Below are 24568 nucleotides of genomic sequence, written 5' to 3'. Positions count from 1 at the left end.
TCCTGCTTTCACTGTAGGTGGTGCAGTGCGGGAACGGCCGGGACGTCAAAGGCGGCGCCGGTGTGCTCGCCCAAGCGGGGCGGCGGGCGCCGGTACCGGGCGGGAGTCGCGGACAGGTGGATCGGGTTGGCGACCTGCTGGCTGGTCCGCGACCCGTCAGCAGTGGCGATCTCGACGACGGGGGCCAGGCCCAGCGTGTCAGCCAGTTCCAACGCCTCGACAATCGAGTTCACCTTCCCGGCGGGCACACCCGCCACGCTGAGCAGCTCCGACCACTCTGCGGCAGATTTGGAGCCCAGCTGCTGTTCCAGCATGGACTTCAGGACCACCCGGTTGGCCACCCGGTTCGAGTTGCCAGCGAACCGCTCATCGCTGGAGAGCTCAGGCACGCCGAGCACCCGGACCAACCCGACGAACTGCTTGTCCGTCCCGACGGCGACGGCGAGCGGACCGTCGGCGGTCCGCAACGTCTCATACGGCGCGATGCTCGGGTGCGCGTTGCCCATCCGCTGCGGGGATTCGCCGGTGGCCAGCGTGCTCGACGCCTGGTTCACCAATCCCGACAGCAGCGACGACAACAGGTTCACATCCACCCGCTGGCCCACGCCGGTCTGCTCCAGCGACCGCAGGGCGGCGAGGATCCCGACGACGGCGTTCTGCCCGGTCACCACATCCACCAGGGCCACGCCGACTTTGCTCGGCTCGGAATCCAGCCCGCCGGTGACGCTCATCAGCCCGCCGACGGCCTGCACCAGCAGGTCATAGCCCGGCAGATGCGCGCCAGCGGCGCTCCCGAACCCGGTGATGGAGCAGTAAATCAGGTCCGGCCGACGGTCCTTGAGGGAGTCGTAGTCCAGCCCGAACCGCTCCATAATGCCGGGCCTGAAGTTCTCGATCACGACGTCGGCCGTCAGCGCGATCTCCAGCGCAGTCGCCTGACCCTCGGGAGTGGCCAGGTCGCACACCACCGAACGTTTGTTGCGGTTGACGCTGGAGAAATACGTGCCCACCCCGTACTCGTCCACTGGCGGCGTCCAGCTGCGGGTGTCATCGCCGGAGGGGCTTTCCACCTTGATGACGTCGGCCCCGAAATCGGCCAGCATCATCGAGGCAAACGGTCCCGCGAGCACCCTGGAAAAGTCGGCCACCTTGATTCCGTCCAGGGGACCTGGCGGGAACCCGTCGTCGGGGGCGTTACTCACTATCGCCACGGCCTTCCTGATGAGCGCTGTCTTCCCGACCAGAACTGGCGTTCTGGTCGACCACCGGGTTGCTGAGTACGCCGACGCCGGGGATGCGGCACTCGGCCACGTCGCCCGCCCTGATGTGCACGGCGCCCGGGGTGCCGGTGGAGATGATGTCGCCCGGGTAGAGCGGCATCACCTTGCTGTGGAAGCTGACCAGGTACTCGGGGGAGTACCTCATGTTGCCCACCACGTTGCTGCGGTGCACCTCACCGTTGATCACGGTGGACACCTCGACCGCGGCAAGCGACCCGGCGTCGTCGGTCACCTCAGCGAGCGGCACAATCTCCGGGCCGAAGGAGAAGAAGCCGGGAAAGTTCTTGGACCGGGTGAGGAACCGGGGGTTCTTTTCCAGGATGTCCTCGGCGGTCTGGTCCAGCAGGGTCACGACGCCCGCTACGTAGGACAGCGCGTCCTCCGGCTCCACATCGCGGCAGTAGCTGCCGATCACGAGGCCCAGTTCCGCCTCGGCGGTAGTGCGCACACTCTGGCGCGGGATGGTAATGCTTTCGCCCGGGCCGATGATCGTGTGATCGCCCTTGATGAACGACGCCGGCTCGTCCGGGACACCCTCGGACAAGTCCGAAGCGTGCTCCACATAGTTCAGGCCGATGCCCCACAGCATCCGGGGATGCCGGTACGGGGCGCCGAAGGTCACCGAATCCCGGTCACGGAAGATCGCGGTGTCCGCCGACTCCGCGAAGGATTGTAGCTTGCCCAGCGAATCGGTGGCCAGCAGCTCCAGCAGGTCGCCGGTGAAGCCGGGGATGAGGTCGCGGACCAGCGCGACGCCGCGCTCGGGGTGGATCACTGCGGCGAGCTCGTCGCCGCCTTCGCGGACTGAGGCCAGATGCATGGTCAACGCTTCTTTCTGTTCACGATCGAGAGAGTCAGGGGTTCAGGAAAAGCCGGAGCTAGTACGCGCGGACCAGTCCGCCGTCGCAGCGGATCTGTTCGCCCGTCACGTAAGCGGCGGGAACGCTGGCGAGGAAGGCGACGACGGCGCCGAACTCCTCGGGCGCACCGTACCGGCCAGCGGGAATGGTCTTTTCCGATGCGGCACGGGCTTCGCCGGGGGTGCTGCCGGTGCGCTTGGCCGCTGCGGCGTCGAGGGACGCCACCCGATCCGTGTCGATCCGGCCTGGGAGCACCATGTTCACGGTGACGCCGTCGGCTGCTACCTCGGCGGCGAGGGTCTTGAGGTAGCCGGCCAGGCCAGCCCGGCCGATGTTGGAGAGCGCCAGGTTGGGCAGCGGCTGCTGCACGCCACTGGAGCCGACGGCGACGATACGGCCCCAGCCGCGCTCGCGCATGCCGGGGAGCACCAGGTTGGTCAGGCGCATGTGCTGCAGGAGCAGCTGGTGTACGGCGGCGAGAGCCTGCTCATCGCTGACGTCAGCGGCCCCACCGGGAGGCGGACCGCCGCCGTTGAGGATCAGCACGTCGATCGGGCCGAAGGCCTTCTCGGCGGCTTCGACCAGGGCAGTGGGGGAGCCGTCGTCGGTCAGGTCCATCGTGATCCCGACGGCGAAGGGCAGCTTGGCCGCTTCGGCCTGCACGACGTCCTCACGGCGGGCGGCGAGGACGACGTTGGCGCCCTCGTCGGCCAGCGCCTGGGCGATGGCCAGGCCGATGCCCGAGCTCGCGCCCGGCACCAATACGTTTTTCCCTTTAAGTCCGGTATCCATCAGGCAATTTCCTTCACAGCATCAAGGTGGGCATCGATCATGTCGGCTAGTGCCGACGGCAATGTGGGGGAGGGCGGGCGAACCGCGGCGTCGGCGATGATGCCGCGGCGGCGCAGGATCTCCTTGCGCAAGGCGAGCCCAATGCCGGGCTGACCCTCGAAGTTGGCGAGCGGCAGCCACGGTGCGAACGCCGCGCGGGCCGCTGGGAAACCGCCGTCGGCGAACGCGGTGAGCGCTGCCTGCAATCCTTCCGGGTGAGAGAACCCGGTCATGGCTCCGGCGGCACCGGCGGCCAGCTCATCGAGCAAGCCGACGCCGCCGAGCCCGCCGAACACCGGCACCGTGGTGGCGGCGGTGAGCGCGGCAATGGGGACGGCGGTGGGTGGGGCTTCGGACTTCACGGCGCTGATGAACGGGCACAGCTCCAGCACGGCCAGGATCTGCGCGGCGCTGATGTTCACGCCGGAAGCCACCGGGTAGTCCTGCAGCACAATCCCGGCGCCGGTCTCGGCCGGGATGACCTCGTTGATGGCGGCCAGGTGCGCGGCGAGTAGCGCAGGGTTGGCGCTGTTGGCCTGCACCATCAGGGCGCCGAGGTTGCTGCCCGCTGCGGCAACGGCCGTCCGTGCCTGTTCGACGGCAACCGCCGTCGACCGCGCCGAGAGACCGACCACCAGCGGGGTGTCACCAGCTTCTTCGGCGACGGTCTGCACGATCAGGGTCTGCTCGGCGGTGTCGAGAGAGACACCTTCACCAAACACGCCGAGCACCACCATGCCGGTGGCGTTCAGCCTGGTGTAGAGGCCGACCTCGCTGCGCAGCGACTCGGTGTCGACGACGAAGTCGCTGCCATGAAAGGGAGTGGCGAGCACGCCCCAGAGACCCCGGGCGAGCGGGGGGACGTGGGAGTTGGTTGGAGGGTGTGTAGTCACAGGGAGGTGGTGTCCTTTCGGCCAGTGGCGTTCTCGAGTGCCAGCGAAACAATGTGCTCGGCGATGGCGAGCGAGGAGGTGGCGGCGGGTGACGGCGCGTTCCGGACGCACAGCACCGAACCCTGCCGGGTGATCCGGAAATCGTCCACCAGCGACCCGTCGCGGGTCAGCGCCTGGGCGCGGATGCCGCGGGGGCCGGGGACGACGTCGTCGGCGGTGATCTCCGGGACGTACTTGCGGGCCTCGGCCACGAACCGGCGCTTGCTCAGGGACCCGAGCATCTCCGCGGCGCCGGTACGCCAGTGCTGCTTCGCGAAGGACCGGAATCCCGAGTACATCACTGCGTCCTTGAGGTCGCGCGGTGAGATGGTGGACCACTTGTAGCCTTCGCGGGCGAGGGCCAGCACCGCATTGGGTCCCACCATGACCTCGCCGTTGGTGGTCGGCGTGAGGTGCACGCCGAGGAACGGGTACCGCGGGTCCGGCACCGGGTACACCAGCCCGCGGACCAAATGGCGGCGGTCGGGGCGCAGCAGGTAGTACTCGCCGCGGAAGGGCACAATCTTGGGGTCGTCGTCGTCGCCGGCCAGCTTCGCCACCCGGTCCGCCTGCAGCCCGGCACAGACGATCACCGTGTCGTAAACGTCGGACGTTTCGACGCCATGATGCGTTCCGGTGACCACCGTCTGCCCGGCGCGTTCGGTCAGCCCAGTGACCTCAAAGTTGGTGTGGACGGTGCCGCCCGCGGCCACCACATCCATGGCAAGGGAACGGGTGACAGCGCCGTAGTCGACGATCGCCGTATGCGGGGAGTGGATGCCGGAGGTGCCCTTGACGTGGGGCTCAAGTTCCAGCAGTTCGTCCTGGTTGATGATGCGCACGCCCGGCACCCCGTTGGCGACGGCGCGCTCCATGATGTCTCCCAGCCGGCCCTCCTCGACGGGGTTGCGGGCAACCAGCACCTTCCCGCACTCGTCGTAGGGCAGGTCCTTCTCGGCGCAGTAGGCCTTGAGCATGTCAACGCCCTGCCGGCAGAGCCGTGCCTTCAGCGATCCCGGCGTGTAGTACAGTCCGGCGTGGACGACGCCGGAGTTCCGCCCGGTCTGGTGCCCGGCGAGGATGGGCTCCTTTTCGAGCACTGTGACGTGGGCGTCGGGCTGGACCTGCAGCAGCCGGCGGGCGACGGCGGCACCAACAATCCCGCCTCCCACCACTGCGAAACGCGTGGGCGTCATCTTTTCTCCTCCATTGGGGTCAAGGTGTCAGTAGGTACTTGAGCGGCGATGACTGCCCGGGACCGGCGGATCATCCGCCGCGCCACCGTGAAGGTCACGGCGGCCAGACCGGCGACGACGGCGGCCGCGAGCCAGGCGGTGTCATACGAGGTGGCGGCGGTTAGCAACCCGAACAGCAGCGGACCGGCCGCCGCGCCCAGGGAAAGGCCGGTCTGGATGACGCCGGTGGCGGTGGCCGCGTTGGCGCGGTTGTCCCGGACCACGGCGAAGTGCACCAGGCCGGGCCATGTCCACCCAGCGCCGTAGGCGAGCAGGGCTCCGAGGACGAAAAGCAGTGAACTGGTGCCCAGGGCGAGCAGCAGGTACCCGATCACGCCGAGGGCCAACAGATTGGTGATCAGCACCAGGGGGCTGCGGTGCGGGTACTTGTCCATGGCGAGGCCCAGCACAATGCGGATCATCAGGCCCAGCAGCGCAGCGCCGGCGAACAAGAGGCCGGCGGTCCCGGGCGCCATCCCGGACTCCACGGCCGAGTCCACCAGGAATACGCCCAACGAAGTCGCCGCCGCGGCAGCGAAGCCGGCGCCCACGCTCAGCATCACCAGGCCACCCTTGGGGGTGCCCCGGTCAGCCTTGGGGGTTTCCCCGGGCTGGGTGGGACGGGTGCCGGGTGCACTGATAAACGCCCAGACAGCAATGGCGACGGCCATCAGCGAGCCGAGCAGGAACGCGTACCGCCAGCCGACGGCGAGGGCAATCAACGGAACGGCAATCCCGGCGATCATGGAGGCCGCCGGAATGGACGACTGCTTGACGCCGAACGCGAGCCCCAGCCGGCTGGGATTGACCGCCCGGGAGATGCCGAGGTTCGCTGACGGCTGGGCCATCGCATTGGCCAGACCGCCGACGAACAAGGCAACAATCAGAAGCGCGAACGTCGGCGCCAGACCGGCACCGGCCAGCGCGACCGCGGCGAGCGTCGCCGACGCGACCATGCCTTTCGCCGCACCAATGCGCTGCACCAGCCCGCCCAACGGCCGGGCCAGCACCCCGGACACGGTGAACAGGGTGGCTGCAGCCATCCCCATTTCCGCCGGGCCAATGTTCAGGTCACCGCGGATCTGCACCGCCAACGCACCTAGCAGGAAGGCAGGAAGCACCCCTGTGGTGGTGACGGAGACGGCCTGCAGCATGGTGACTGCTGCGCGCGTCGACGGTGCTGTGGTCATGAAGCGGTGGGATCCGTCGTCGTTTTCGGTGAGGTGGTTGCCGACGACGGCGCACGGTGCGCCGCGGACCTCGAGGAGGTGCCCGACGTCGTACTGGAGGCCGAATCAGCATCCGAAGGAACTGCGGCAACCGCAACTTCGTCGGCGTCGGGATCGTACGGGTGACGCTTCCGCCCGACCAGGTGCACCAGGACGCCGACGGCGATGATCGCCACGCCAATCCCGATGTAGAGCGGGTCAAGGGTGAGCAGCGGCAGGGAGCCGATGCCCAGGATCACCCGTTCGGGCCAGCGGGCCGGCCCGATGAGCCACCCGCCGGTGGAGACGGCCAGCGCAGCAACCGCGAGGAGCGAGACCGACAGTGCCAGCGCGATGGTGGCGACGCCGCCCTGCAGCAGCAGCCCGACACCTGTTCCGGAGAGGACGAAGATGAACGGCACCAGGAAGGCGGAGAGCGTGTACCGCCAAGTGAGCCACATGGTTTTGATCGGTTTGCCACCGGTGATGGCGGACGCCGCGAACGGGGAGAGCGCCGTCGGAGGCGACACCTCGCTGAGTACCGAGTAGTAGAAGATGAACATCGCGGCGGCGAAGGCTGGCACGCCTACGTCCTGCAGGGCAGGTCCGATGATCACCCAGGAGATGATGAAGCTTGCGGTCACGGGGACCGCCAAACCCAGGAGAATCACGGCGATGGCCGAGAAGATCGCGGTGAGCAGCAGGCTGCCGCCGGCGAAGTCGACGATGATGCTGGCGAGCTTCAGGCCCAGACCGGTGAGGGTCATGATGCCGACGATCAGCCCGGCTGCTGCCATCACCGGGATGACCGAGAGAGCGCCGGTGGCACCAGTGGCGAGGGCATCGAAAATCCGCTTCGGGGTCATCCAGGATTCGCGGTCGAAGAAGCTCAGCACAAACGCGAGGACGGTGGCGAACACCACGGCCCGGAACGGCGTCATGCCGAAGGACATGAACACTACGATGGCGATCAGCGAACTGAAGTGGTAACCGAAGCGCAGCAGCAGCTTGCCCACCGGCTTGACGTCCATGGCGACAGCTTTGGTCTTGAACCGTCGGGCGTCCATCTCGATGGCGAGGATGATGCCGAAGTAGTAGAGCAAGGTCGGAATGGTGGCCCAGATCAGCACCTGCAGGTAGGACACCCCAAGGAGGGCGGCGATGATGAACGCCGCGGCGCCGAGGGTGGGGGGCGACATGATGGCGCCGATACCGGCGGCGGCGAGGATGCCACCACCGTGTTCCTTCGGGTAGCCGGCCTTGCGCAGCAGCGGCCAGGAGATCCCACCGAGGGTGACGGTGGTGGCGACGCCGGACCCTGACACGGTACCGAGCAGGAAGCCGGCGAGGGTGACGGTCCGGCCGGGGCCGGCCTTCGACTGACCGAACGCCGAGAAGGAGAGGTCAATGAAGAACTTAGTGGCACCCGAGGCGCCCAGCACGGCGCCGTAGATCGTGAACAAAATGATGTACGTTGCGGCGACGTCCGTGGGGACACCGAAAATACCCTGCGTACCCATCACGTTGTGGCCCACCAGCCGGATCCAGTCGAAGGATGAGGTGGTGAACGGGGCCGGGAAGAACGGACCCCAGTAGGCGTAGCCGAAGAAACCCAGCACCACCAGGGGCACCAGGATGCCCACGGTGCGCCGTGCCGCCTCGAGGACCACGAGGATGGCGATGACGCCCATGATCAGGTCGAGGTAGGTGGGCACGATGGCCCGGCGGAAGAACGGATCCCAGTCGGAGATGATGTACGCGAACGGCACCACGGCGACGACGGCGAGCACCCAGTCAAGTAGGTGCGGATTGTCTGACTTCCCGGCATCCTTGGCCTTCGACGAACGCCCCCACCCCCGGTACACCAGGAAGGTCAGGGACAGCCCGATCATGAGGAACGCGGGCAGGTAGAACTGGGTGGCCATCGGGTTGAACACCCAGTACAGGGCGAACAGCGACAGGCCAGCGCCCACCACCTTGACCACCAGGGCAGGAATGCCGGTCAGCTGGCGGGCGGGCTTCTCCGCCTCGAATTCGGCGATCAGCGCGTCTTCGTCGATCTCGTCGTTGCGGTTCATCGGGTTAACCGAGGCATCCTCAGGGATTCTCGCCTGGTCGCGTCGGCTGGGGTCGATTGCCTCGTCGGGGGTGGGGCGGTGCTGCTTGCCGGCCTTGACGGCGCCGTCGCCGTCAATTCGCTCGGTCATGGGGTCTCCTTGATAGCTAGCAGGATGAAGGGCTGGTCGTCGTCGACCAAGGCCCACAGCGGAACGGGCGCTGTTCCGGGCAGGTGGAGGGTGCGTTCACCGAGATCGGTGGCGGCAAGGGAAAGGTCAGTGAACACGGCGGGGTGTGCTGGGTCCGGGTCGACCACAAAGTTCCGCCGGTCGGTGGGGTCCGCGGGGGTGGGGGCGCCGGGGACACCGTAATACTCTTCGAGCACCGCGAGTTGGTCGGCGGCGATCTGGTCGAGCCGGAAACTGCCGTCGGGGAGGACCGTGTAGCGTTCCTCGGCGATGGTTCCGTACAGCGAGTTGCGGTAGCTGACCGCGAACGTATCTCCGGGCAGGGCCACGAAGGCCAGCCCGCCGTCGTCGTTGGTGATCACGATGCTGCGTCCAGGTGAACCCTGTTCGGGAGCCTCCTGGGCAGCAACCGCGAATGCCCCACCGCCCAGCGTGCCAAGGCACACCAGGACGGCGACGACGACGGCGGGCTTGCGCATCAGTGCTTAGCCTGCGGCTTCGTCGAAGTACTTCTGGGCGCCGGGGCAGGTGTCGATGTAAGAAATGTCTCCGGCGGTGGCTGCATCCAGTTCGACGGCGGCGGGGTGCACCTGGGTGAGGGCTTCAACGTTGTCGAAGATCGCCGCGGTGATGTTGTACTGCAGCTCCTCGTCCATTTCGGGGCTGGCGACGAGGATGTTCGGCGAGGCGATCGCGGACACCGCTTCGGTCTGGCCCTCATAGGTGTCGGCGGGGATGTCTTCCTCGACGTAGTACTCGCCGTATTCGGTGGAGAGTTGCTCGGCGTATTCGCCGATGTTGAGGAGGTTCATGTCGCCGTCGCTGGCCAGGTCGATCAGCGCGCCAGTGGGCAGGCCGCCGGACCAGAAACCGGCGTCGATGGTGCCGTCACGCAGTGCCGCAACGGTTTCAGCGGCGCCGAGCTGGCGGCGTTCCACGCCGGACTCGGGATCGATGCCGGCAGCCTCAAGGATGCGCAGTGCGGCGACCTCGGTGGCCGAGCCGGGGGCGCCGACCGAGACGACCTTGCCTTCCATGTCAGCGACACCCTCGATGCCGGTGCCGTCAACGGTGACCGCCTGCATGAAGTTGTTGTAGGTGTTGCCGAGCGAGCAGGTTTCGATGGGGTTGCCCTCGAAGTCGTTGACGCCCTCGACGGCGTCGGACACGACGTCGCCCACCGCGAACGCCAGCTGGGCTGAACCGTTCTCGATCAGGAGCATGTTGTCGACGGAGGCGTTGGTCTCCTGGACGGTGGCGTCGTAGCCCTCGATGTTGTCGCGGATCATGGTGGCGAAGCCGCCGCCGAGGGGGTAGTAGACGCCGCCGGTGCCGCCGGTGGCGATGGAGAGGGTGCCGCCGTCGGCGCCGCCGCTGGCATCACCGCCGCCGCTACCTCCGCCGCTGGTATCGGGGCTGCCGCATGCGTTCAGGAACAGTGCGGGGACGGTGAGTGCTGCTGCGGCAAGCCGGACCCTGCGACGGTGCAGTGGTGAGGTTGTCATGGGTGTTCTCCCTTTATGGTGGTGTGCGATTGAGGATGAGAATTGGGGGTGGCTTCGTGGGCACCTTGAACGTCGGGGACTGGTGCGTTGACGATCGGCGCGTTGACGTCGCCGGCCGCGAGTAGCCCGGATAAGGCCCGGTAGTAGCCCACCAGGATGGACAGTTCGGTGATACCAGCGTGTCCGTGATGCTTCAGGGCGGCTGCGTGGTCGCTGTCGGTCACGGTCCGTCCGCCCAGGAGGGCGGCGGTGAAGGTGAGGGCGGAGTGCTCGTCGTCGGGCAGCTCAGCCGGTAGGAAACCCCCACGAAGGCTGCCCAGTTCCTCATTGGTGATGCCGACGGTGAGGGCCACCCGGCTGTGGGCGTACCACTCGTAGGCCGAGCAGCGTTCGGCGGCGACGGCGCAGATCACCAGTTCCCGGGTCCGGGCGGGCAATTTCCCGCCGAAGCGCAGAGCGGCGCCGAGCGCCTGGACCGCCTGGCCGATCTGCGGGGCATAGAGCAGAGCGTTGAATGGGCCGGCGAGGTGGCCGTCGGCGTCGACCACCAGGAACGGGCCGCCCGCCCGGGGTGGGCCGGCGATCGTGTTGTACAGGGCGAGCTGTTCGTCGTCGAGGGCGTCCGGTGCCAGGAGCGGGAATCGCCCGCCGTGGGCCTTCTCGGTGGCTTGTGGCGCCGCCAGCTCTTGCTTAGACAAGGGTCCGCCCGCCGTCGACGTAGAGCACGTGGCCGGTCACGAAGGCGGCCTGGCGGGAGGCGAGGAAGAGGGCGGGGCCGGTGAGGTCGCCGGTGGTGCCGAGCCGGCCGGCGGGGACCAGCGAGGTGTAGTGGTCGCGGACGCCCGGTTTGTCGAGGTGGCCGCGGGTGAGTTCGGTTTCCACGTAGCCGGGGGCGACGGCGTTGACGGTGACGCCGTGGGACGCCCATTCGCGGGCCATCACGCGGAGGAGTTGGTTGAGGCCGCCCTTGCTGGCGGCGTAGGGTCCGTGGTCCGGGTGGGCGAGCAGGCTGGAGACGGAGGAGCAGTAGACCTGGCGGCCGTAACCGGCGGCGACCATCAGCTTCCCGGCGGCCCGGCCGAGGCGGAAGGCGCTGGTGAGGTTGATGGAGATCATGCGGTCCCAGTCCTCGTCCGTGGTGTCCAGGAGGGGAACCCGGTTGTTGACTCCCACCGCGTGCACCAGCACGTCGAGCCCGCCGAGCTCGGCTGCGGTGCGGGCGACGGCGTCCTCGCAGCCTGCCGTCGTCGTCAGGTCGACTTCGAGGGGGTGGACCCGCGGATCCAGGGCGGCGAGGCCGGCCGGGTTGACGTCGGCGACGACGACGGAGGCCTGAGCATCGGCGAAAGCACAGGCCAGGGCACTGCCGATTCCGCCGGCGCCAGCGATGAGAACCCGCTGGCCGCTGAGGCCGAGCCAATCACTCATGGGTGCTGCCGGATCGACGAGTTCTGCTCCGAAGGCCCGGTAGGGGGCGAGGCGGGTAGCGTTATTGTTCGCCGTGGTGAGCAAGTCATTTGGATACTGTATCCAATTAGCACGCAAAATGTAACCCGCATCACACAAATATATTTGCGTTTTGCAAACAACTACGGGGCGTCGAGGAACGTTCTCAAAGCTTCGACCGCATGATTTCGGTGTTCGTTGAGCAGGATGATGACTCGGTCGATGTCGTGGTCGGCGAAAGCGTCGATGATGCGCCGGTGCTCGTCCTCGACCCGGTGCCGGTTGGCTTCGTCGCCGTAGTAGACGAACCGGTAGGTCTCGGTGGCGTCCCACAGCACCTGGATCAGCTTCTCAAGGCGCGGCATCCGGGCTTCGGTCACCATGAGGAAATGGAATCGGCGGTTGGCCTCGGTCATGGTGAGCAGGTCGCCGGAGGCGCTCGCTGTCTCCACGTCCTGTGCAGCGGTTCTCAGCTTGCCGACAATATCCTCGTCCGACCGCCTGATCGCTACCCGCACGGCTTCAGCCTCGAGGATTTCGCGGATCCGGTACACCTCGAGCAGATCGGTCAGCGACAGGGTGGCCACCTTGTAGCCGCGGTGCGGTGCGTAGACCACCTGACCTTCACCCTCAAGAACTTTGAAGGCCTCCCGGAGGGGGACCCGGCTGACACCGAAGCGCTCAGCTAGTGCGTCCTGCCGGAGGGGTTGGCCAGGGAGGAGCTCCCCGGCAATGATGGCCCGGCGTAATTGGGCGAGCACAAAGGCTGGGGCGGTGGTGGGCCGCTGGGAGTCCGTTGTGTGGTCGTCGATCACGGCGAACCGGAGGTCCGCAGGGCATTCTTCACCTGCATGACTCTAGCGGAACACTATCGGTGGTGACGCAGGCTACCGTTTAGTCGTGACGATCCTCCGGAGCGTGTGCGCTGTCCTGATCGCCGGCCTCGCCTTGGCAGCCTGCTCCCCGCAGAATGACACGGTGGCCGACGGCTTCCCCGAGGATGCCCAGTTCGATTACCAGCTCGGCGGTGCTTACGAACCATCACCAGGAGTGAGTGTCGTCGTTCGAGACGTCTCCCAGGAGCCAGCCGACGGAATATACTCGACCTGCTATTTGAACGCCTTCCAGACGCAGCCGGGGAACTCACCGTCCTGGATGACCGATGGTCTGGTCCTCAACGTCGACGGCGAACCGCTCGCTGACCCGGACTGGCCCGACGAGTACATCCTGGACACGGGCACGGAGGCCAACCGCGTTCTCATCGCAGAGAGGATCGGCGAAGGCCTGGGGCAGTGCGCCGACCGAGGGTTCGACGCCGTTGAATTGGATAATCTCGATTCGTATAGTCGGTCTGCCGAGCTCCTGACCCTCGCGGACAACGTCGAGCTAGCGCGAGCGCTGGTGCTGAAGGGTCACAACCTCGGAATGCTGGTCGGGCAGAAGAACGCTGCCGAAGAATCACCGGTGCTGAAGGAAGCTGGTTTTGACTTTGCCGTCGCAGAACAGTGCATTGAATTCAACGAGTGTTCGGCTTACACGGACGTCTACGGGACCGCTGTCCTCGGAATCGAATATGCTGAGGAGTCTGGTGTCGCCGACCCCTGCGCCGCGGATGACCGGCCAGCGATGACCATCCTCCGCGACAGACTTCTAACCGTGCCCGGCGACACTGGCTACTTGTATCGGAGATGTCAGATTGGCGTTGATCGTTGACCCCGGACCATTGCTGCCTGATTGCGCTCCATGATGTCGGGATACCCTTCCGATCGTCTCCTACCGTGTGTTGCGCGATGTTACTGGGCGCTGGCCACACGGCGTTCGGGTGTTCTACCGTCGGAGGCAGGCAGGTTTAGCAGCCTCTATCGAAGGAGACCACTATGTCCAGCAGCATCGCAGAGCAGGTAGACCACTTTAATACCGGGTTCACTGCGCAGATCGGGCCCGAATTGTCGGCGGTTTTCGCCCGGGAGCAGCAGGATCTCACCCGCCAGGGGCTTCCGCAGGGAGCCGTGGCGGAGGGTGACACGGTACCGGACGCCGCGCTGACAGCTGTGGATGGTTCACCGGTGGAACTGAGCGAGGTGCTCGCCGAGGCCGCCGCCGTCGTTGTTTTCTACCGTGGCGCATGGTGCCCCTACTGCAACATCACCCTCAAGACCTACCAGCGGGACCTGCTCCCAACGCTGACGGAGCATGGCATCCAGCTCATCGCTATCAGCCCGCAGACGCCTGACGGCTCCCGCGCCGCCGTCGAGAACGGTGAGCTCGGCTTCACCGTACTGTCGGATCCGGGCAGCCGACTCGCCCGTCAACTGGGACTGCTCACCGAGCCGAGCCCCGACGCCCGCGAAGCGCATTCGGAACTGGGCTTCGATGTGGCGGACAGCAACGCCGATTCGACGGCAGGTATTCCGTTCCCCACGGTCCTGCTAGTGGACCAGGTCGGCACCGTCCGGTTCGCTGATGTTCACGCCGATTACACTCGACGCACCGAGGTACCGCAGATCATTGAGGCTCTTGACCGGTTCAGCAAAGGCTGAACCAGTCTGCTGGCCGTCTGTCACAGGCTTTTCCGTCAGTCAGCCGCGATGGGGGCGACCAGTGCGCCGCTCACCCGGATCAGGTCCGCCGGAGCCAGTTCAATCTCCAGTCCGCGCCGCCCGCCGGAGACCAGGATCCTGTCGAATTCCAGGGCTGACTGATCGACTACCGTCGGGCTGCGCTGACGCTGGCCCACCGGAGAAATTCCGCCCAGCACGTAGCCGGTCCGCCGCTGCGCAGCCCCCGGGTTGGCCATTGCCGCCTTCTTTTTCCCGCAGGCGGTTGCGAGTGCTTTCAGATTGAGGGTGCCGGAAACGGGGACGACGGCGACCGTGAGGACGCCGTCGACGTCCACCACCAACGTCTTGAAGACACGGGAAGCCTCGACTCCCAGAGCTGCTGCGGCCTCCGTTCCATAGCTGCCGGATGCCGGGTCGTGGGCATAGCTCTGCACTGTGAAGTCGATCCCGGCCGCGGCCAGGGCCACGGTGGCGGGGGTCGATTGTGGCGTGCGATTCATGCGGGAAGCCTAGTGGATAACCGGCGTCAAAGACGGGTCTGGCAGCAGAGTTGGTAGCGGAACCCCTTTATAGTAAGTATGCTTAGGGCATGTTTCTTTCCGTCATAAGACGGAAGACCTCTAGCAAGGAGTGATCACGATGGCTGGAAATCTACTGGCACGATCCGTCCACGATTTGAGCGCCGCCGCGTGGTTCGGTGGAACACTGATGGGTGCCGTGGGCCTCAACGGCGCCGCCGCCGAGGCTAAAGACCCGAAAGAACGCACCCGACTGGCAGCACTGGGCTGGGCCAAATGGACCCCCATTCAGGTCGCGGCCTTCGGCGCACACGCCATTGGCGGCGTCGGCCTGATTCTCGGCAACAAGGGCCGGGTGGCCAAACAAGATGGTGCTTTGGCGAACACCACAATCAAGTCAGTAGTAACAGTCGCCGGAATGGGCCTGTCGTTGTACGCCGGAATTCTCGGAAAGAAGGTCGGAGAACTCGCCGATCAAGGCGCGCAGGGTGCAACCGAGCCCGGCGCCTCGAGCTCACCTGAACTGGCGGCGGCCCAGAAGCAGCTGAAGGTTGTTCAGTGGATCCTGCCCGCTGTCAGCGGAGCGGTCATCGTGCTCGGTGCGCAGCAAGGCGAAATGCAGCGACCCAAGAATGTGCTGAGCGGCCTCGCAAACCGTCGCTGAGCCACGGTAACTTCTGGGCGAGATAGACGTCCACGGTGGAGGGGCGGGCCAACGCGGCCTGTCCCTCCTCGCGTTGAGCCGGTGCGTCGCGGAAGCGGCCGGTCGGCGTCCCACACCAAACGAGGCATAGGCTGGTAAGCACACTGTCGATTAGAGGAGTTACTGTGGCACTGAGCAAGGGCACTAGCGTGGAGTGGAACACTCCGCAGGGCACCACCCACGGAACCATCGTGGAGAAAAAGACCAGCGATTTCCAGCTGGACGGCAACACCCACCGGGCCAGCGACGACGAGCCGCAATACATTGTCGAGTCCGGCAAGACCGGGGCACGGGCAGCTCATAAGGCGAGCGCCCTGACCGAGAAGTCGGGCTAGACCGTGACAGCTGCCGGGAACTCAACCGTCGCTCACCATCAGGTAGTCGTGATTGGTGGAGGCAACGCGGGGATATCCCTGGCGGCACGATTGCGCAGGTATGGCGCCAAGGATATTGCGGTGGTGGAGCCAAGCTCCGACCACCTCTATCAGCCACTGTTCTCCCATATCGCGGGCGGGACCGCCGCGGCCGCCGAAGCCATCCGGCCCCAGGCCTCGGTGATCCCTCGCGGGGTTCAGTGGATTCAGGACGCCGCCGTCGACGTCGACGCGGTACGGCACACTGTTCATCTGGCCTCCGGCGCCCAGGTTCACTACGAGCAGCTGGTGGTCTGCCCTGGAATCCAAAAAGACTGGAACGCTGTGCCCGGCCTGGCCGACGCGATGGCGTCCGAATACGGCGCGTCGAACTACGAGATTGAGCTTGCGCCGAAGGCGTGGGACCTGTTGCGGGCCATGCGGCAGGGGACAGTCGTCTTCAATTTGCCACCGGGCCCGTTGAGCTGCGGGGGAGCGGCGCAAAAACCGATGTATCTGGCCTGTGACTACTGGGCCCAGCAGGGTGTTCTGCAGAACATTCGCGTGGTGCTGATCGTTCCGACGCCCACGGTGTTTCCCGAAGCCGTAGCCAATGAGGAACTTAGCCGCAAGATCGCCCACTATGGGATTGAGCTGCGCGTCAGCAGCGAGATCACTGAAGTGGATGCGGGTGCGCGCACCGTCACGGTCCGTGACAGCGGTGCTGCCGGCAGCACCGAAACCCTTGCCTACGATGTGTTGCATGCCGTCCCGCCGCAATCGGCGCCCAACTGGCTCAAAGCCACCGATCTTCCAGCGGCCGGCGATCCGTCAGGATTCGTGGAGGTGGACCCCGAGACGCTGCGTTCCGTCAGGTATCCCGCCGTCTGGTCACTCGGCGACGCCGCGGCAACCCTGAACTCCAAATCAGGCGCTGCCCTTCGACAACAAACCCAGGTGGTCGCAAAGAATCTGCTGGCCGCCCTGAAAGGGAAGAGCGTCACAACGAAGTACAACAACTACTCGGCCTGCCCGTTCACCGTGTCGCGGTCCACCGTGGTGTTCTCCGAATTTGACGACCAGTACCACGCCAAGCCCTCCATCCCGTCGAAAGGCATCATGCGGGAACGGCGCATCACCTTCATCCTGGAACGGCGTATCCTGCCCCAGGTGTATTGGAAGCTGATCCTGAAAGGCCGCGCCTAGTCCACGGCGTCCCGTTCGTCCCGTAGGTTGCTGGCATCCCTCAATCCGCGGATTGCAGATCAAATTGCTGAACATTCCTCTTGCATCAGTTTTTCGCTGGTGCTATAAAAATCTATGTCAGCCCTCATTGAGGACCGACAGTCCCCGGCAGGAGATCAACGCCTGACGCGTGAACGGCAGCCAAGCCGGGGTGGTTCCCGCTCGGGGCAGCGGGGGCCACCCCACTCGCTGGAGTTGTCAGGGATCTGGGAGGTAAGGAGGATGCAATGTCCGGATGGCGCCGGTATGACGATCAGCTAGTTCCCGCCTTCCACGAGCGTTTCGAGGAACGCTGGGGGAAAGGCACCGCACCGTTCCTGGATCCGGCGGCCGCGGCTGAACCACAGCCGCGCGCGCAGTGGATCAACGTGGATACCGGAGCGGCAGTGGCAGCGGTCCCCATCTGGGGTGACGATCGGACGCAGCGTTCCTTCGGCGTATTTTACCTGCCACCGGAGGGCGACATCTGGGTGCTCCGTCCCGGTAGCACGGCGTACCTCGAATCGAGTGATGGGACCGACGAGATCTCGCTCCGCAACGACGCGTTCAGGAAGGCGGTGGCCTTCGCGAAGAGCTTCATCTATGGCGATGATGCCTGAACATCGGCCCGGTCCAAACTGATCTGAAGCCCTTGAAGCAGGATGTCGATTCCCTGGTCCAATTCGGACTTGCCATCGTAGTCGGCAAGCAACGGCGCCAGGGTGCGCAGATGGGGAAAGTCCTTTTTCGCAAGGCGTTGCAAGCCCAGTCTCAGCACCTCTTCGTCCTCATCAGCATCCACTACAAACTCCTCGAGCTCGTTGATGATATGCCCGAAAAGGAACCCGTAGTAGGCCCGGTAAACATGCAGGGAGCCTCGCGAATCAAAGCCGGCCTTCATGAGGAGGGCCAAGAGTTGCTCGATGGGACGCAGCGCTCCGGGAGGTCGGAGGCCAAGGGGGGTGGAGAGGGGTCGGGTCACCAGTAGTGGAACCACATTTGGGTGTTTGAGAACCAAGTTCCGGAACTCATGAGCAGTCTTCCGAAGCTGTTCCTTCCACTCCTCGACCGGTGGTATTTCCAGCTGATCCCAAATAATCTCAGTCAGGCCATCCAGGAGTGCCTCGCGGTTGTGGGCGTATCTATACAGCGCCATCGGATCCTTGCCAAGCTTCTGTCCCAGCTTCCGCATGGATAACGATTCAAGGCCGTCGTCGTCCACCAACTCAAGGGCTGCGGCCAGCACGACAGCTCGGCTCAGTCGGCCTCCACCAGGAATCACCGCGGTACCAGACGCGGATTTGTTTGAGCCGGGGCGTGTTTGGCTCGTCGAAAGTTCACCAATGAACATCCTTTAGTAAGCAAGCTTGCTTTATTTAGATCTACGCTGTAGTGTCTACAGCGTAGCCGATTCGTGAAGCAGCCCGCAAAATCTTGCTACTCCCTTACTCAACCGCCTCTGTCGAGCGCGGTTCCCGGTCTGATTTTGACCAATCCAATTTCTCAGGAGATACAGCCATGTCCAACAACAACAGCGGCGCTGCCACTTCGGCTCATTACGGTAGCGTCGACAACCGTCGGTCCACCGAAACCAAGTCTGCCACGAAGACCACCGAGTTTTTCGCCTACATCGCTATGGTGATCGCCACGATCATCACCGCCGTTGTCGTCGGCGACGGTGACAACGAAGACGGCATTGACATGTTCGATGCCCACCAGGGCATGGAGCTCATTACCTACCTGACGATCGCTTACATGATCGCACGCGGCCTGGCGAAGTCGGGAAGCCGCGAACGCTATAGCGCGTAATCTTGGTGAGCGGTGGGGGAGCCAATACGGCTTCCCGCCGTTTCCACGCGTGATTATTGCCGGCCGGCGTTTCGCGAGGCTGATCTTTGGGCCGGTAGGCTCAGCGTCCACACAATCCACGCCTTCTCATAGATCTGGTGAACTCCCTTGACTGATGTTGATCTGATGTCGTGCCGTCTCCGGTCCGCCATTAAGCCCGAAGCGGCCGCGGACGCACCCCATTTCGTCATGGTGCACGGGATTGGGATGTCGCACCGCTACTTTGACCGGCTGCAGGGCATTCTCACCAATCATGGTCACACGCACACGCTGGATCTGCCGGGTTTCGGTGGAACTCAAAAGCCCGGGCAGCAACTGACGGTCGACGATTACGCATCCGCCATAGCCAAGGCGCTTGACGCGGCTGGCATCCGTTCCTGCGTGCTCATTGGTCACTCAATGGGCGCCCAATTCGTCACTGAACTCGCCCTCCAGCGCCCAGATCTGGTGTCCGAGGTGGTCCTGATCGGACCGGTTACCGATGCGGCTCGCCGGTCGCTTCTCTGGCACACGATGACCCTCGCCCTGGACAGTATGAAAGAGCGGCCCCTCACCAACGCCATGGTCTTGGCCGACTATGCGCGATGCGGGCTGCCTTGGTACTTCACGGAATTGCCCATCATGCTCAACTACCGCCTCCACGAGCGCCTCCCACTAGTGATTTCCCCTGTGTTGGTGATTCGCGGAAGCAAAGATCCAGTCTCGAGGCAACCCTGGGGCTCGCGCCTGGCCCGGGAAGCAAGAGACGGCGCGTTCGTGGAAATTCCTGGGCAGCCCCACGTTGCCCACCGCGGTGGAGCCAAAGAAGTTGCGCAGGCCATCCTTGATTTCCTCCACAGGAATGACCTCGCCGTGGCACCGTCAAATCGGGTGTCGCCTGCTCCCACCGGATCGCAAACCGTCATTTCACGGGTTCGCACCGTGCTTAGTCGAAGAGCCGGCGCATCGGTGGCGTCGGATATCACCAAGTTCTACAGCATCACTGTCGGCGACAGGCAGTGTCGGGCCTACCCGCTCCTGCACACCGGTGCCAGTACCGCCGGTTCCGCTACCGGACCAGGATCCGCCCAACGGACGTTTGTGCTCATCCACGGCATCGGCATGTCCCATCGCTATTTCAAACGCCTCGGCGCTGTGCTCGCCGATCACGGCGATACCTACCTGATTGATCTGCCAGGCTACGGCTGGACCGGTAGGCCAGCACACAAGCTCACCAACCCTGCCAACGCGGAGCTAATCGGCGCCCTGCTCGATGATATTGGTGTCGGCCCCTGCGTGGCGGTGGGTCATTCGATGGGGGTGCAAAGCGCCACCGAACTGGCTATTGATCGCCCGGATCTGGTGAGCAGTCTCGTCCTGATCGGGGCCGCCGTCGATGCTGAGCAGCGCACACTCCTACGGCAGGCACCACGACTGGCCTTCAACTCGGCACTGGAAAAGCCGCTGCTCAACAGTTCACAATTCCTTGACGTCCTGCGCTGTGGACCCCGCTGGTATGTCACCGAACTCGCCGTCGCTATGGCCTACCGGCTGGAAGAGCGCCTCCCGATGGTCAGGCAAGCAGTTCTGGTGATGCGCGGCACCAGGGATCCGATCGCTGGCTCCCGGTGGTCCAGGACCCTCGCGGAGTCGGCCCAGCAGGGAGACCTCCTGGAAATTAAGGGAAGTCCGCACGCCGTTCACCACAGCGCTCCCGAAGCGGTAGGAGCAGGAATTCTCGAATTCGTCCTGCGGAACGATCCACTCGTGGCCCGCTGAACCCGGACCCGGGTCACCTCCTCCGGCTGGGGCGCGTAAGCTGGAAGACTGCGGACAACATTATTGCCACTTCAGGCATTGTCCGCGAGGAGGCAAAATTGGCACGACGCATGGCGGACCCGGCTTACCGAGCACAGCAGTGGGAACGACGTTACGACCCGAACATCGAAGAAATCAACCGGATGTGTGACACTCTGGCCGAGCAGAAGCCGGACCGTTCACTTCCCTACATTGACCCAGCACATGACCTCGACGAGTGTCGGATTGTGAGCTTGTTCTCCAACCCCGGCGCAAGCCTCGCCTCAGGATTTGTGTCGGCGGAGAACGACGATCAGAGTGCCATCCGCACCGCTGAAATCTATGAAAGCGTTGGGCTGCAGCCCAAATTCGTGATGCCCTGGAACGTTTACCCCTGGTATGTCACCGAGGTGAAAGAGAAGGCGCTCACTCCAGAGCAGATCGACGAGGGTGTCAAGCCGTTGCTGGCCTTCCTGCAGCGCGTCTCCCGTGCCTCGGCCCTCGTGGCTCACGGCACTGACGCCCACAAGGTGGCTCGCCGCCTCACCCAGCTGGAGAACCGGGCCATTCAGCGCCGCGGTTTCAAGGTCTATAAGGTGCGCTCCACCGGGGACCGCGCGTTTGCGGGATCCCCGGCCAAGCAGGAAGTCTGGCGCCAGGAAATGCAAGCCGCCTACACCGATGCGATGGCTCGCGCTGGTATCAGCCGCGCCTGAGTGCCTCCCGCCTGACGGCGCCCAGAGAGAAGCCTCCATGGCTCTCGCCGGGTGCCGTCTGTCGTTTAACCGGCGTGCGCGCGGGCGAGCACTGCCACGAGGAACGACGACGTCGGCTGCCACGGCCTGAGGTCCCAGGTGGAGAACTCGTCGTGCCGTTTAAGCCCTGCGGCGTCAGCGTCGGCGAAGAAGCTCCCGGTGGGGTATCCGCGGTCGCTGCCGAAGCCGACTACCAGCCTGCCGTCCAGAGTGAGATGACCGGCGAGCCGGCGTAGCACTGCCGGTGCCGTCCCGGGAGCCAGAAACGGCAACACATTTCCGGTGCAGACAATCAGGTCAAACGTCTCGCCGAGCTCCAGCGTGCTCAGGTCTCCGGTTTGCCACCGCGATCCGGGATGATCCCTGAGCGCCGCGGCGATCAGTTCGGCATCCGCATCCACACCGGTGACGTGGTGTCCCAGCCGTGCCAGTTCCCCGCCAACCCGGCCGGTGCCGCACCCGGCGTCGAGGATCCGGCTACTCCGGGACGCCATCGCGTCGAGAAGCCGTGCCTCACCATGCAGGTCCTTGCCGTCAGCGCGCATCGCCTCGAAGCGTTCGATGTAGCGGGCGGAGTGGCCCGGGTGTTCACGGTTTTCTGCTGCCCAGAGGGTCTCATCATTCACTGGCACAGCCTACAAGGCATACGATCAAGATCAGGGTTTATCAGTCACTGTGGGAGGTACCAATGAGGATAGCGGCGACTTGGCACGGCGTGGTCGCGTTGATTGGGTTGGTAGGGCTTGGGGCGCAGGTGATCGCCCTGATCAATGGCGAGAATTATTCGGTGCTCGGGCCCGCCATGTCGTGGTGGAACTTCTTCAGCTACTTCACCATTCTCAGCAACATCCTTGTCCTGGTGATCAACGTTGATTTAGCACGCCACCCCCTCGGACGCCAGTCCACCCTCTGGCAGGTGCTGCGCCTGAACGCCGTCGTCAATATCTCGGTGACCGGGCTGATCGCTTTCACCCTGCTGCGGCGTCTTCCCGAGGTGCAGGCACTGGTCGGACTAGGCCGGCTATCCGACACCCTGCTGCACTATGTGGTGCCGATCGTGACGGTGCTGGGCTGGTTGCTGTTCGGCCCGCGGCCGCGCTTCACCATCCAGACTGTGTGGCTGTCGCTGATTTTTCCAGCGGTGTGGCTGGTCTACACGCTGATCCGCGGCGCAATGGTCAACTGGTATCCGTACCCTTTCGTCGACCTGAGAATCATCGATCCCCTTGAGGTCTTTATCAACTGCGTGTTTATCGGCGCCATGTTTGTAGGTTTCGGGTTTGCCGTCCTGCAAATAGACAACCGAATGAAACCGACCAAAAGTCAGGAGATCTCGCATGGCTGAATCAATTGCGTGGCCGGCGGCCCCGCCCCTGATCAGCTGGCCGATCATGGATCAGGCATGGATGGACGCTGTCTTCCTGCATTGGCGGATCCCAGTGGCGACGGCGGCGCGTTTCATGCCGCCCGGAACGGAGCCTGACGTCTACGACGGCGACGCCTGGGTGGGGTTGATCGGCTTCAGGATGGTGGGCGCGGGAATCGGCTCGGGGATGCCCGTGCCGTATTTTGGGTCCTTCAGCGAGATCAATGTCCGGCTGTACTCGCGTGAACCGGACGGGACGCGCGGGGTGGTCTTTTTGACCCTTGACGCCTCCCGGCTGGCCGTGGTCCTCGTGGCGCGGGCGGCCGGCATCCCTTACGTCTGGTCCCGGTGTGCGCCCGTGCCCGATCCGGGGCTGGCCGGTTACACGGTGCGGCGGTTCCAGGGCGGGGCGTCGTCGTCGTTCGCTGTCCGACCGAACCGGGCCGTGGCCGCGGCCGATCCACTGACAATCAACCTCACAGCACGGTTTGGCCTGCACTCGGAACTCGCGGGGCGGACGCTCTTTATCCCGAACACGCACGCGCCGTGGCCCCTGCACCCGGCCACTGTCGATCATCTGGACGACGGGTTGGTGCGGGCGGCGGGGATCGACGTGGCCGGGCCGCCCGAATCGGTGCTGTATTCGCCCGGGGTGCAGACGCAGTTTGGTAAACCGAGGGTCATCTCGCGGGGCTGAATGGGGAACCCGCTCGTCGGATCCCCCACTCGGTGTTGCTGGTTCCTATTTCTTTTTCTCTTCAAGCTTCAGTGCGATGCCAAGGGCGAAAAAGGTGGGCGCCCAGTGTCCGATGAAGATGCCCCAGCGATCCGACTGTGCCTTGGAGTCGCCCTTCTTGCCGCGGCTGGCCAACCAGGACAGCATTGACAGTCCGATGGAGGCGAAGCCGCCCAGGTAGGCGTGCTCGCTGCGGATACCCAGTTCATTCAACTTTTCGATCATTTGAAACTCCAATGGTGGTGTGAGGCTTGGAGTTCCAGTCTCGCACAAAACACGACCACTAGTAAGCCTGCTGATTAGTAATTCGTCATACCATCCCGGACGGCCGAATGCTCAGGGATTCGACAACCGAATCGCGTGATGCGTCTACGGCAAGGCGGACGGCTTTGGCGACCTGATCGGGCTGGATCCACTCTGCGGGGCGGTAGGGTTTGCCCTCGAAGTCGTGGAGTTCCTGCTGCATGTCAGTGGCGACCCGGCCCGGGTGGATGGAGCTGACCCTGACACCGTTGTCGCGCTCCTCCTGGCGCAGGGCGTCGGTGAACGCGCGCAAGGCGAACTTGGTGCCGCTGTAGACGGCGGACCCGTCGCCGGAGGCGTACCCGGAGCCCGAGTTGATCGCCACTACCTGGCCCTTGGCCGCCCGCAGCGCAGGCAGCAACAGCCGGGTCAGGTTAGCCACGGCGAACACATTGACCTCGAAACTGGTGCGCCACTGCTCGGGAGTCAGGTCCGCCACGTGTCCCATCTGGAGCACCCCTGCGGAGTGAACCAATACATCGAGGGTGTCGATGCCCTGGACCTGATCGGGTGTGAGCCGGGTCAGCTCGGCCGTGAAGGGCTTGGCGGAGGGGAACCCGTTGGCAAGGGCCGCGAGGGCGGCGGCATCTCGGCCGCCCAGGAGCAAGTGGTGGGTGGGGGCGAGCTCGTGGGCGATGGCGAGGCCGATGCCCCGCGAGGCTCCGGTGATCAGGGCAACGGGTAGTTCAGTCATGACCCACATCCTATGTGCGCCCCCTGCGCCGTGCACGCCGGGACCCTGTGCGCCCCCTGCGCCGTTCACGCCGGGACCTCGTGCATGCCGGAAAAGTGGCGGGGCTGCAGACGAGTGGCGACGCCACCACGATCCTGCGTGCGAGCCACTATTCCCGCGATCTATTCCCGCGGGCGTGGGACGAAAGG

28 protein-coding genes are annotated in these 24568 nt (G+C 64.9%); 11 read left to right on the top strand and 17 right to left on the bottom strand.

Features of this window, described 5'->3' with window-relative positions:
- Positions 1–8 precede the first annotated feature (8 nt).
- The 12 genes from ACX80G_RS05960 to ACX80G_RS05905 form a co-directional block, all read right to left on the bottom strand.
- Positions 9–1202 (bottom strand): CaiB/BaiF CoA transferase family protein, encoded by a 1194-nt coding sequence (locus ACX80G_RS05960; RefSeq protein WP_459306392.1) that lies wholly within the window; start codon positions 1200–1202, stop codon positions 9–11.
- A complete protein-coding gene (locus ACX80G_RS05955; RefSeq protein ID WP_459306390.1) occupies positions 1195–2100 on the bottom strand; it encodes a fumarylacetoacetate hydrolase family protein in 906 nt (301 codons plus the stop codon). The genes ACX80G_RS05960 and ACX80G_RS05955 overlap by 8 nt, the downstream gene beginning before the upstream one ends.
- A gap of 58 nt (positions 2101–2158) precedes the next feature.
- Positions 2159–2932 (bottom strand): SDR family oxidoreductase, encoded by a 774-nt coding sequence (locus tag ACX80G_RS05950; protein ID WP_459306388.1) that lies wholly within the window; start codon positions 2930–2932, stop codon positions 2159–2161.
- Positions 2932–3864 carry a dihydrodipicolinate synthase family protein gene (locus ACX80G_RS05945; RefSeq protein WP_459306386.1) on the bottom strand — a complete coding sequence of 311 codons (933 nt, stop codon included), beginning with the start codon at positions 3862–3864 and terminating at the stop codon, positions 2932–2934. Before ACX80G_RS05945 ends, ACX80G_RS05950 begins: the two co-directional genes overlap by 1 nt.
- Positions 3861–5099, bottom strand: coding sequence for an L-2-hydroxyglutarate dehydrogenase (gene lhgD / locus ACX80G_RS05940; RefSeq protein ID WP_459306384.1), 1239 nt, complete (start codon positions 5097–5099; stop codon positions 3861–3863). Before lhgD ends, ACX80G_RS05945 begins: the two co-directional genes overlap by 4 nt.
- Positions 5096–6328 (bottom strand): MFS transporter, encoded by a 1233-nt coding sequence (locus ACX80G_RS05935; protein ID WP_459306382.1) that lies wholly within the window; start codon positions 6326–6328, stop codon positions 5096–5098. Before ACX80G_RS05935 ends, lhgD begins: the two co-directional genes overlap by 4 nt.
- On the bottom strand, positions 6325–8553 hold the full coding sequence (locus ACX80G_RS05930; protein ID WP_459306380.1) for a TRAP transporter permease: 2229 nt from the start codon (positions 8551–8553) through the stop codon (positions 6325–6327). The genes ACX80G_RS05935 and ACX80G_RS05930 overlap by 4 nt, the downstream gene beginning before the upstream one ends.
- Entirely contained in the window at positions 8550–9071 is a 522-nt protein-coding gene (locus ACX80G_RS05925; protein ID WP_459306379.1) for a hypothetical protein, read from the bottom strand. The genes ACX80G_RS05930 and ACX80G_RS05925 overlap by 4 nt, the downstream gene beginning before the upstream one ends.
- 6 nt (positions 9072–9077) lie before the next feature.
- Positions 9078–10097, bottom strand: a complete 1020-nt coding sequence (locus ACX80G_RS05920) for a TAXI family TRAP transporter solute-binding subunit (RefSeq protein WP_459306378.1) — start codon at positions 10095–10097, stop codon at positions 9078–9080.
- Positions 10094–10795: a carboxymuconolactone decarboxylase family protein gene (locus tag ACX80G_RS05915; protein WP_459306376.1), complete on the bottom strand. Its 702-nt coding sequence runs from the start codon at positions 10793–10795 to the stop codon at positions 10094–10096. Before ACX80G_RS05915 ends, ACX80G_RS05920 begins: the two co-directional genes overlap by 4 nt.
- Positions 10788–11609: an SDR family NAD(P)-dependent oxidoreductase gene (locus tag ACX80G_RS05910; protein WP_459306374.1), complete on the bottom strand. Its 822-nt coding sequence runs from the start codon at positions 11607–11609 to the stop codon at positions 10788–10790. The genes ACX80G_RS05915 and ACX80G_RS05910 overlap by 8 nt, the downstream gene beginning before the upstream one ends.
- 77 nt (positions 11610–11686) lie before the next feature.
- Positions 11687–12358: a GntR family transcriptional regulator gene (locus ACX80G_RS05905; RefSeq protein ID WP_459306372.1), complete on the bottom strand. Its 672-nt coding sequence runs from the start codon at positions 12356–12358 to the stop codon at positions 11687–11689.
- 85 nt (positions 12359–12443) lie between these two features.
- Here ACX80G_RS05905 and ACX80G_RS05900 point away from each other — a divergent pair, with 85 nt between their 5' ends.
- Both ACX80G_RS05900 and ACX80G_RS05895 read left to right on the top strand, forming a co-directional pair.
- Positions 12444–13256, top strand: a complete 813-nt coding sequence (locus ACX80G_RS05900; protein WP_459306370.1) for an endo alpha-1,4 polygalactosaminidase — start codon at positions 12444–12446, stop codon at positions 13254–13256.
- 164 nt (positions 13257–13420) lie between these two features.
- Positions 13421–14083, top strand: a complete 663-nt coding sequence (locus ACX80G_RS05895) for a peroxiredoxin-like family protein (RefSeq protein ID WP_459306368.1) — start codon at positions 13421–13423, stop codon at positions 14081–14083.
- A gap of 35 nt (positions 14084–14118) precedes the next feature.
- Here the strand turns inward: ACX80G_RS05895 and ybaK are convergent, their stop codons facing one another.
- Entirely contained in the window at positions 14119–14604 is a 486-nt protein-coding gene (ybaK, locus tag ACX80G_RS05890; protein ID WP_459306366.1) for a Cys-tRNA(Pro) deacylase, read from the bottom strand.
- Positions 14605–14743: 139 nt separating this feature from the next.
- On the opposite strand from ybaK, the gene ACX80G_RS05885 reads away from it, so the two are divergent.
- The 4 genes from ACX80G_RS05885 to ACX80G_RS05870 all read left to right on the top strand — a co-directional run bounded on the left by ACX80G_RS05885 (position 14744) and on the right by ACX80G_RS05870 (position 17522).
- Positions 14744–15286, top strand: a complete 543-nt coding sequence (locus ACX80G_RS05885; RefSeq protein ID WP_459306364.1) for a hypothetical protein — start codon at positions 14744–14746, stop codon at positions 15284–15286.
- 164 nt (positions 15287–15450) lie between these two features.
- The gene (locus tag ACX80G_RS05880; protein WP_459306363.1) at positions 15451–15660 is read left to right on the top strand and encodes a hypervirulence associated TUDOR domain-containing protein; all 210 of its coding nucleotides are present in this window, start codon (positions 15451–15453) and stop codon (positions 15658–15660) included.
- A gap of 3 nt (positions 15661–15663) precedes the next feature.
- A complete protein-coding gene (locus tag ACX80G_RS05875) occupies positions 15664–16884 on the top strand; it encodes an NAD(P)/FAD-dependent oxidoreductase (RefSeq protein ID WP_459306362.1) in 1221 nt (406 codons plus the stop codon).
- 266 nt (positions 16885–17150) lie between these two features.
- Positions 17151–17522, top strand: coding sequence for a hypothetical protein (locus ACX80G_RS05870; RefSeq protein WP_459306361.1), 372 nt, complete (start codon positions 17151–17153; stop codon positions 17520–17522).
- Here ACX80G_RS05870 and ACX80G_RS05865 read toward each other — a convergent pair.
- Positions 17504–18184 carry a TetR/AcrR family transcriptional regulator C-terminal domain-containing protein gene (locus ACX80G_RS05865; RefSeq protein WP_459306359.1) on the bottom strand — a complete coding sequence of 227 codons (681 nt, stop codon included), beginning with the start codon at positions 18182–18184 and terminating at the stop codon, positions 17504–17506. The two genes, ACX80G_RS05870 and ACX80G_RS05865, sit on opposite strands and share 19 nt — an antisense overlap.
- 236 nt (positions 18185–18420) lie before the next feature.
- Here ACX80G_RS05865 and ACX80G_RS05860 point away from each other — a divergent pair, with 236 nt between their 5' ends.
- From ACX80G_RS05860 to ACX80G_RS05850, 3 genes are all read left to right on the top strand, one after another.
- A complete protein-coding gene (locus ACX80G_RS05860) occupies positions 18421–18711 on the top strand; it encodes a hypothetical protein (protein ID WP_459306358.1) in 291 nt (96 codons plus the stop codon).
- 147 nt (positions 18712–18858) lie between these two features.
- The gene (locus ACX80G_RS05855; protein ID WP_459306356.1) at positions 18859–20508 is read left to right on the top strand and encodes an alpha/beta fold hydrolase; all 1650 of its coding nucleotides are present in this window, start codon (positions 18859–18861) and stop codon (positions 20506–20508) included.
- A gap of 98 nt (positions 20509–20606) precedes the next feature.
- Positions 20607–21242, top strand: a complete 636-nt coding sequence (locus tag ACX80G_RS05850) for a uracil-DNA glycosylase family protein (RefSeq protein WP_237715347.1) — start codon at positions 20607–20609, stop codon at positions 21240–21242.
- A gap of 65 nt (positions 21243–21307) precedes the next feature.
- Here ACX80G_RS05850 and ACX80G_RS05845 read toward each other — a convergent pair whose 3' ends face one another.
- The gene (locus tag ACX80G_RS05845) at positions 21308–21913 is read right to left on the bottom strand and encodes a class I SAM-dependent methyltransferase (protein WP_459306354.1); all 606 of its coding nucleotides are present in this window, start codon (positions 21911–21913) and stop codon (positions 21308–21310) included.
- 56 nt (positions 21914–21969) lie between these two features.
- Between ACX80G_RS05845 and ACX80G_RS05840 the strand changes: the two genes are divergently transcribed.
- A complete protein-coding gene (locus ACX80G_RS05840) occupies positions 21970–22626 on the top strand; it encodes a Pr6Pr family membrane protein (protein WP_459306353.1) in 657 nt (218 codons plus the stop codon).
- A complete protein-coding gene (locus tag ACX80G_RS05835) occupies positions 22619–23344 on the top strand; it encodes a YqjF family protein (protein WP_459306352.1) in 726 nt (241 codons plus the stop codon). Before ACX80G_RS05840 ends, ACX80G_RS05835 begins: the two co-directional genes overlap by 8 nt.
- A gap of 45 nt (positions 23345–23389) precedes the next feature.
- On the opposite strand, the gene ACX80G_RS05830 is transcribed toward ACX80G_RS05835, so the two are convergent.
- On the bottom strand, positions 23390–23608 hold the full coding sequence (locus tag ACX80G_RS05830) for a hypothetical protein (RefSeq protein ID WP_459306350.1): 219 nt from the start codon (positions 23606–23608) through the stop codon (positions 23390–23392).
- A gap of 85 nt (positions 23609–23693) precedes the next feature.
- Positions 23694–24380, bottom strand: a complete 687-nt coding sequence (locus ACX80G_RS05825; RefSeq protein ID WP_459306349.1) for an SDR family oxidoreductase — start codon at positions 24378–24380, stop codon at positions 23694–23696.
- Positions 24381–24568 lie beyond the last annotated feature (188 nt).

Source organism: Arthrobacter glycogeni, assembly GCF_054510815.1.
The sequence above is the reverse complement of the archived record's forward strand: the minus strand, read 5'-3'. Positions and strand labels throughout refer to the sequence as shown.

Coding starts and splice junctions, on each gene's coding strand:
- ACX80G_RS05955 (WP_459306390.1), bottom strand. CDS start 2,100: ATGCATCTGGCCTCAGTCCGCGAAGGCGGCGACGAGCTCGCCGCAGTG.
- ACX80G_RS05950 (WP_459306388.1), bottom strand. CDS start 2,932: ATGGATACCGGACTTAAAGGGAAAAACGTATTGGTGCCGGGCGCGAGC.
- lhgD (WP_459306384.1), bottom strand. CDS start 5,099: ATGACGCCCACGCGTTTCGCAGTGGTGGGAGGCGGGATTGTTGGTGCC.
- ACX80G_RS05935 (WP_459306382.1), bottom strand. CDS start 6,328: ATGACCACAGCACCGTCGACGCGCGCAGCAGTCACCATGCTGCAGGCC.
- ACX80G_RS05930 (WP_459306380.1), bottom strand. CDS start 8,553: ATGACCGAGCGAATTGACGGCGACGGCGCCGTCAAGGCCGGCAAGCAG.
- ACX80G_RS05925 (WP_459306379.1), bottom strand. CDS start 9,071: ATGCGCAAGCCCGCCGTCGTCGTCGCCGTCCTGGTGTGCCTTGGCACG.
- ACX80G_RS05920 (WP_459306378.1), bottom strand. CDS start 10,097: ATGACAACCTCACCACTGCACCGTCGCAGGGTCCGGCTTGCCGCAGCA.
- ACX80G_RS05895 (WP_459306368.1), top strand. CDS start 13,421: ATGTCCAGCAGCATCGCAGAGCAGGTAGACCACTTTAATACCGGGTTC.
- ybaK (WP_459306366.1), bottom strand. CDS start 14,604: ATGAATCGCACGCCACAATCGACCCCCGCCACCGTGGCCCTGGCCGCG.
- ACX80G_RS05885 (WP_459306364.1), top strand. CDS start 14,744: ATGGCTGGAAATCTACTGGCACGATCCGTCCACGATTTGAGCGCCGCC.
- ACX80G_RS05870 (WP_459306361.1), top strand. CDS start 17,151: ATGTCCGGATGGCGCCGGTATGACGATCAGCTAGTTCCCGCCTTCCAC.
- ACX80G_RS05860 (WP_459306358.1), top strand. CDS start 18,421: ATGTCCAACAACAACAGCGGCGCTGCCACTTCGGCTCATTACGGTAGC.
- ACX80G_RS05840 (WP_459306353.1), top strand. CDS start 21,970: ATGAGGATAGCGGCGACTTGGCACGGCGTGGTCGCGTTGATTGGGTTG.
- ACX80G_RS05835 (WP_459306352.1), top strand. CDS start 22,619: ATGGCTGAATCAATTGCGTGGCCGGCGGCCCCGCCCCTGATCAGCTGG.
- ACX80G_RS05830 (WP_459306350.1), bottom strand. CDS start 23,608: ATGATCGAAAAGTTGAATGAACTGGGTATCCGCAGCGAGCACGCCTAC.
- ACX80G_RS05825 (WP_459306349.1), bottom strand. CDS start 24,380: ATGACTGAACTACCCGTTGCCCTGATCACCGGAGCCTCGCGGGGCATC.